Here is a 542-nt window from a genome sequence, read left to right as displayed (position 1 = left end):
TGATGACCTGCCAGTAATCCAAGGTTCAGCACTAGGCGCGCTAAACGGCGAAGCACAGTGGGAAGCGAAGATTGTTGAACTAGCAGAAGCACTAGATTCATACATTCCAGAGCCAGAGCGTGCAGTAGACATGGCATTCCTGATGCCAATCGAAGACGTATTCTCAATCCAAGGTCGTGGTACAGTAGTAACTGGCCGTATCGAGCGCGGCATCCTGAAAGTGGGTGACGAAGTTGCGATCGTTGGTATCAAAGACACAGTAAAAACTACCTGTACAGGTGTAGAAATGTTCCGTAAGCTGCTTGACGAAGGTCGTGCAGGTGAGAACGTTGGTGCACTGCTACGTGGTACTAAGCGTGAAGAAGTAGAGCGTGGTCAAGTACTGGCGAAGCCAGGTTCAATCACCCCACACACTAAGTTCGAATCAGAAGTATACGTACTGTCAAAAGACGAAGGTGGCCGTCATACTCCATTCTTCAAAGGTTACCGTCCACAGTTCTACTTCCGTACAACTGACGTAACAGGCAGCATCGAGCTTCCAG

1 protein-coding gene is annotated in these 542 nt (G+C 49.3%); it reads left to right on the top strand.

Features of this window, described 5'->3' with window-relative positions; all coding sequences use genetic code 11:
* A partial coding sequence (locus D908_RS18005; RefSeq protein ID WP_005522175.1) for an EF-Tu/IF-2/RF-3 family GTPase occupies positions 1 to 542 on the top strand: 542 nt, incomplete at both ends.

The organism is Vibrio mimicus CAIM 602 (assembly GCF_000338875.1).
In the GTDB taxonomy this organism is placed as follows: Bacteria; Pseudomonadota; Gammaproteobacteria; order Enterobacterales; family Vibrionaceae; genus Vibrio; species Vibrio mimicus.
Note: the sequence above shows the minus strand (reverse complement) of the source record. Positions and strands in the feature narration are given on the sequence as shown.